The organism is Micromonospora sp. CPCC 205546, assembly GCF_036902715.1.
Taxonomy (GTDB): Bacteria; Actinomycetota; Actinomycetes; order Mycobacteriales; family Micromonosporaceae; genus Micromonospora.
In genome coordinates this window covers 1-6,991 of the sequence record NZ_JBAKHL010000073.1, presented here as the reverse complement: position 1 = coordinate 6,991, position 6,991 = coordinate 1, and the positions used below count along the sequence as shown (strand labels likewise).

The following is a 6,991-nucleotide window of genomic DNA, read 5'->3' as shown; positions in this document are numbered from 1 at the left end:
CGTGTCCCCAGTACGGAGCTCATGATGTCTACGTCCGCAGACAAGGTCGTCGAGGCGCTTCGCGCGTCGCTCAAGGAGACGGGCCGCCTCCGCCAGCTCAACCAGCAGCTGTCCGCCGCCGCCCGGGAGCCCATCGCGATCGTCGCGATGTCCTGCCGCTACCCGGGCGGCGTCGCCAGCCCCGAGCAGCTCTGGGAGCTGGTGGCCTCCGGCGGCGACGCGATCGGCGGCTTCCCGACGGACCGCGGCTGGGACCTGGACAACCTGTACGACCCGGACGCCGACCGGGCCGGCCGGTCCACCACCCGCGAGGGCGGCTTCCTCTACGACGCGGCCGACTTCGACGCCGAGTTCTTCGGTATCTCGCCCCGCGAGGCGATGGCGATGGACCCCCAGCAGCGGCTGCTGCTGGAGACGTCGTGGGAGGCCTTCGAGCACGCCGGGATCGCGCCCGCCTCCATGCGCGGGCAGAAGGTCGGCGTCTTCGTCGGCACCGCCGCCAACGGCTACGGCATGGGCCCGCAGAGCGAGGCCGAGGGCACCGACGAGGGCTACCTGCTGACCGGTACGGCCACGAGCGTCGTCTCCGGACGGATCGCGTACGCCCTCGGCCTGGAGGGCCCGGCGGTCACGGTCGACACCGCCTGCTCGTCGTCGCTGGTCGCCCTGCACCTGGCGTGCCAGGCGCTGCGGCAGGGCGACTTCGACCTGGCCCTGGCCGGCGGCGTATGCGTCATGGCCACCCCCGGCCCGTTCGTGGGCTTCTCCCGGCAGCGGGGGCTCGCCCCCGACGGCCGGTGCAAGTCGTTCGCCGCCGCCGCCGACGGCACGGGCTGGTCCGAGGGCGTCGGCATCCTGCTGGTGGAGCGGCTCTCGGACGCGCAGCGCAAGGGGCACCCCGTCCTCGCCGTGATCCGGGGCAGCGCCGTCAACCAGGACGGCGCGTCCAACGGCCTCACCGCCCCCAACGGCCCCGCCCAGCAGCGGGTGATCCGGCAGGCCCTCGCGAACGCCCGGCTCACCACGGCCGACGTGGACGCCGTCGAGGCGCACGGCACCGGCACCGTCCTCGGCGACCCCATCGAGGCGCAGGCCCTGCTGGCCACGTACGGGCGGGACCGCCCCGCCGACCAGCCGCTGCTGCTCGGCTCGATCAAGTCGAACATCGGTCACAGTCAGTCCGCCGCGGGCGTGGCCGGTGTGATCAAGATGGTGATGGCGATGCGGCACGGCGTCGTCCCGTCCACCCTGCACGTGGACGAGCCGACGCCCAAGGTGGACTGGTCGGCCGGCGAGGTGTCGCTGGTGACCGAGGCCCGGCCGTGGCCGCGGGTGGACCGGCCGCGGCGGGCGGCGGTCTCGTCGTTCGGCATCTCCGGCACGAACGCGCACACCATCCTGGAGGAGCCGCCCGCCCCCGACGCCGACGGCACGGCCCCCGCCGACGACCGCCCGGCCCCCGCCGTGGCCCTGCCGGTGGTGCCCGTCCTGCTGTCCGCCCGCTCGGCGGGCGCGCTGACCGCGCAGGCGGGCCGCTGGGCCCGGTGGCTGGAGGCCGACGGGAGCCTCCGCACCGTCGACGTCGGCTGGTCGTCGGTGGTGTCGCGCTCCGCGCTGGAGCACCGCGCGGTGCTCTCCGCCACCGACCGCGAGGACCTGCTGGCCGGCCTGCGCGCCCTCGCCGCCGGTCAACCGTCCGGCGCGCTGGTCGCCGGGCAGGCCGCCGACCGAGGTCCGCTCGCGGTGCTCTTCTCGGGTCAGGGCGCGCAGCGCGCCGGCATGGGTCGGGAGTTGTCCGCCGGGTTCCCGGTGTTCGCCGCGGCGCTGGACGAGGTGTGCGGTCATCTGGATGCGTTGCTGCCGCGTCCGTTGCGGGAGGTGCTGTTCGCGGAGGCGGGCGCCCCGGAGGCGGAGCTGCTGGACCAGACGGTGTTCACGCAGGCGGGTCTGTTCGCGGTCGAGGTGGCGCTGTTCCGGCTGGTGGAGTCGTTCGGTGTCGTGCCGGAGTTCGTGGGTGGGCACTCGATCGGTGAGGTCACCGCGGCGCATGTGGCGGGGGTGTTGTCCCTGGCGGACGCGTGTGCGTTGGTGGCGGCGCGGGGTCGGCTGATGCAGGCGCTGCCCACGGGCGGCGGGATGGTGGCCGTCGCCGCGACCGAGGAGGCGGTGGCCGAGTCGATCACGGCCCTGGCCGGCCGGGTCGGCGTCGCGGCGGTGAACGGACCCACCTCGGTCGTGGTCTCCGGCGCCGTCGAGGCGCTCGACGAGGTTGAGCGGGTTTGGCGGGAGCGGGGCGTACGCACGCGCCGGCTCACGGTGAGCCACGCGTTCCACAGTCCGTTGATGGAGCCGATGCTCGGCGAGTTTCGGGCCGTCCTCGACGGGTTGTCGTTCTCCGCGTCGTCGCTGCCGATCGTGTCGAACGTGACCGGGGCGCTCGCCGGTGACGAGATCCGCACGGCCGACTACTGGGTCCGTCACGTCCGGCAGGCCGTGCGCTTCGCCGACGGGGTCACCGCGCTGCGCGACGCGGGCGTGGACACGTTCCTGGAGATCGGCCCGCGCAGCGTGCTGACCGCGATGACCCGGGACGTGCTCAGCGGGCAGGAACCGGCCGACGCCGACGACACGCCGGTCATCGCGGTGCCCGTCCTGCGCGCCGACCGCCCCGAGGCCCCGGCCCTGCTCGCCGCCCTCTCCGAGCTGCACGTCAACGGGGCGCCCGTCGACTGGCCGACCCTCTACACCGGCGCCGGAGCGACCCCGGTCGCCCTGCCCACGTACGCGTTCCAGCGGCAGCGCTACTGGCCCGAGCAGATGCCGGCGTCGAACGGCGGCCCGGTCAGCCCGGACGTGGTGGACGTCGAGTTCTGGTCGGCGGTGGAGCGCTCCGACGTGGCGGCCCTGGCCGCGCAGTTCGGCGACGCCGGGGCGGACGTGCTGGCCCCGGCCCTGCCGGTCCTGTCGTCCTGGCGCCGGGCGCGGCTACGCGACGCCGTCGTCGACGGCTGGTCGTACCGGGTGGTGTGGAAGCGCAGCGCCGCCCCCGCGCCGGTCACCCTGTCCGGCCACTGGCTGCTGGTCGAGCCGGACGGCGACGCGCCCGCGACGGAGTGGGCCGAGGCGCTCGCAGAGACGCTGACCGCCGCGGGCGGCGAGGTGTCCCGGCTGGCGGTGGACCCGGCGGCGGAGCGTGAGCAAGTGACGTCGCGGGTGGCCGAGGCCGTGGGAGACACCCGGTTCGCCGGCATCGTCTCCCTGGTGGGCCTGCTGGACTCGCCGCACCCCGACCGGCCGGCGGTGCCGCTCGGCACCGCCGCCACCATGGCGCTGGTGCAGGCGCTGCACGCCGCCGACGTGGCGGCGCCGCTGTGGACGATCACCCGGGGCGCGGTCGGCACCGGGGACACCGACCCGGTCCGCAGCGTCGCCCAGGGCGGACTCTGGGGCCTGGCCCGGGTCGCCGGGCTGGAACACCCGCAGCTCTGGGGCGGCCTGGTCGACCTGCCGGACGGCCCCGACCGCAGCGACTGGGACCACCTGGTGGGCGTCCTGACCGGCGGCGGCCACGAGGACCAGGTCGCCGTACGGCCCGCCGGCGTGTTCGTGCGACGACTGGTCCGCGCCACGCCGGCCGCCGTGGGCGCGGTCGAGCGCTGGCAGCCGTCGGGCACCGTGCTGATCACGGGCGGCACCGGGGCGCTCGGCGCCCACGTGGCCCGCTGGGTGGCGGCCAACGGCGCCGCGCACGTCGTGCTGACCAGCCGCCGGGGCGAATGCGCCCCCGGGGCGGCGGAGCTGCGCGACGAGCTGACCGGGCTCGGCGCCCGGGTGACCCTGGCCGCCGTCGACATGGCCGACCGGGCCCGGGTCGAGGCGCTGCTGCGCGACGTCGACGCCGACCCGGCGCCGCTGACCGCGGTGGTGCACGCCGCCGGGGTGGGTCAGCTCGCCATGCTGGCCGACACCGACCTGGCGGGGCTCGCCGAGGTGCTGGACGGCAAGATCGCCGGCGCCGTGCACCTGGACGAGCTGCTGGGCGACCGGCCGCTCGACGCGTTCGTGCTCTTCTCCTCCATCGCCGGCATCTGGGGCAGTGGCGGGCAGGCCGCGTACGCCGCCGGCAACGCCTTCCTCGACGCCCTCGCCGAGCGGCGCCGCGCCCGCGGCCTGGCCGCCACCGCCGTCGCCTGGGGCCCCTGGGCCGACGGCGGCATGGCCAGCGGCGAGGGCCAGGAACTGCTGGCCCGGCGCGGCCTCAGCCCGATGTCGCCGGCCCAGGCCGTGTACGCGCTGCGCAGCGCGGTGGGCCGGGCCGTGCCGTCGGTGACCGTGGCGGACGTCGACTGGTCCCTGTTCACCCCGGCGTTCGCCGCCGCCCGCGCCCGCCCCCTGCTCGACGACATCGCCGAGGCCCGCGACGCCCTGCGCGTGGTCGACGCGGAACCGGAGGACACCGCCGGCGGCGGGCTGCGCCAGCACCTGCTGACGCTGCCCCGCGCCGAGCAGGACCGTCACCTGACCGACCTCGTACGCACGCACACCGCCGCCGTGCTCGGCCACTCCGGCACCGATCTGGTCAAGGCGAACCGGGCGTTCAAGGAACTGGGCTTCGACTCGCTGACCGCGGTCGAGCTGCGCAACCGGCTCGGCACCGCCACCGGGCTGACCCTGCCCACCACCCTGGTCTTCGACTACCCGAACCCGGCCGCCCTCGCCGACCACCTGTCGGCGACGCTGCGCCTGCACGAGGTCGAGACCGTCACCGCGTGGGGCCCCGCCGGGCCGGTGGACGACGACCCGATCGTCATCGTCGGGATGAGCTGCCGCTACCCGGGCGGCGTGGCCAACCCGGACGACCTGTGGGACCTGGTCGCCACGGGGCGCGACGGGATCAGCGGCTTCCCCGGGGACCGGAACTGGGACATGGGCCGGCTGCTGGCCGTCGACGCCGACGGGCGAGCGGTCTCGCACACCCGCGAGGGCGGCTTCGTCGACGGCGCCACCACGTTCGACCCCGGCTTCTTCGGCATCTCCCCGCGCGAGGCCGTCGCCATGGACCCGCAGCAGCGCCTGTTGCTGGAGGCGTCCTGGGAGGCCATGGAGCAGGCCGGCATCGACCCGGACGAGCTGCGCGGCAGCCGTACCGGCGTCTTCGTCGGCGCCTCCCCGTCGGGCTACGGCACCACCGACACCCCGGCCGAGCTGGCGGGCTACCAGCTCACCGGCGGCGCGCACAGCGTCATCTCCGGCCGGGTGTCGTACACCTTCGGCCTGGAGGGCCCGGCGGTGACGGTCGACACCGCCTGCTCGTCGTCCCTGGTGGCCGTGCACCTCGCCGCCCAGGCGCTGCGCGGCGGCGAGTGCGACATGGCGCTTGCCGGCGGCGTCACCGTCATGGTGACCCCCGGCGCCTTCGTCGAGTTCTCCCGCCAGGGCGGCCTCGCCCCGGACGGGCGCTGCAAGTCCTTCGCCGCCGACGCCGACGGCACCGGCTGGTCGGAGGGGGTCGGCGTGCTGCTCGTGCAGCGGCTCTCCGACGCCCGGCGGCAGGGCCGCCAGGTGCTCGCCGTGGTCGCCGGCAGCGCCGTGAACCAGGACGGCGCGTCCAACGGCCTGACCGCCCCCAACGGCCCCGCCCAGCAGCGGGTGATCCGGCAGGCCCTCGCGAACGCCCGGCTCACCACGGCCGACGTGGACGCCGTCGAGGCGCACGGCACCGGCACGACCCTCGGCGATCCGATCGAGGCGCAGGCACTGCTGGCCACCTACGGCCAGGGCCGCCCCGCCGACCGGCCGCTGCTGCTCGGGTCCATCAAGTCGAACATCGGCCACAGCCAGGCCGCCGCCGGCGTCGCCGGCATGATCAAGATGGTGCAGGCGATGCGGTACGGCCTGCTTCCGCCCACCCTGCACCTCGACGAGCCGACGCCCCACGTGGACTGGTCCGCGGGCGCGGTGTCCCTGCTCACCGAGGCGCGCCCCTGGCCGGCCGTGGACCGGCCGCGCCGGGCCGCCGTGTCGTCGTTCGGCATCAGCGGTACGAACGTCCACCTGATCCTGGAGCAGCCGCCCGCGCCGACCGGCGGGGACGAGCCGCAGGTCGACGGGGAGCCGTCCCGGACGCCGTCGGTGCTGCCGGTGCTGCTCTCGGCCCGGGACGCGGCCGGGCTGTCGGCGCAGGCCGGACGCTGGGCGGCGTGGCTGAGCGGCACCGGGGCCCCGCGTCCGCTGGACGTGGCGTGGTCCTCGGTGGCGTCGCGGTCCGTGCTGGAGCACCGGGCGGTCGTGTCCGGTGCGAGCCGCGACGAGGTGCTGGCGGGCCTCGACGCCGTGGCGGCCGGCGAGCCCTCGGTCGGCGTGGTCGCCGGCCCGGGCGGACAGCCGGGTCAGCTCGCGTTGCTCTTCTCCGGTCAGGGTGCGCAGCGCGCGGGCATGGGCCGGGAGTTGTCGGCCGAGTTCCCGGTGTTCGCCGCGGCGCTGGACGAGGTGTGCGGTCACCTCGACGCGCTGCTGCCGCGTCCGCTGCGGGAGGTGCTGTTCGCGGAGGCGGACTCCGCCGAGGCTGACCTGCTGAACCAGACGGTGTTCACGCAGGCCGGGCTGTTCGCGGTCGAGGTGGCGTTGTTCCGCCTCGTGGAGTCGTTCGGGATCGTGCCCGACGCGCTGGCCGGTCACTCGATCGGCGAGGTGACGGCGGCGCACGTCGCGGGCGTGCTGTCCCTGACGGACGCGTGTGCCCTCGTGGCGGCGCGGGGTCGGTTGATGCAGGCGCTGCCCGCCGGTGGCGGGATGCTGGCGGTGGCGGCGGACGAGGCTGCGGTGGTGGAGTCTCTCGCCGGGCTGGGCGACCGGGTGGGCATTGCGGCCGTCAACGGTCCGGCCGCAGTGGTGGTCTCCGGTGCTGTCGACGCCTTGGACGAGGTGGAGCGGGTCTGGCGGGACCGGGGCGCGCGGACGCGCCGGTTGACGGTGAGTCACGCGTTCCACA

1 protein-coding gene is annotated in these 6,991 nt (G+C 75.8%); it reads left to right on the top strand.

Going from position 1 to position 6,991, the window contains the following annotated elements; translation table 11 throughout:
• Positions 1–24 precede the first annotated feature (24 nt).
• The coding region (locus tag V6U77_RS25110; protein WP_334609155.1) for a type I polyketide synthase at positions 25–6,991 on the top strand (6,967 nt) is incomplete at its 3' end.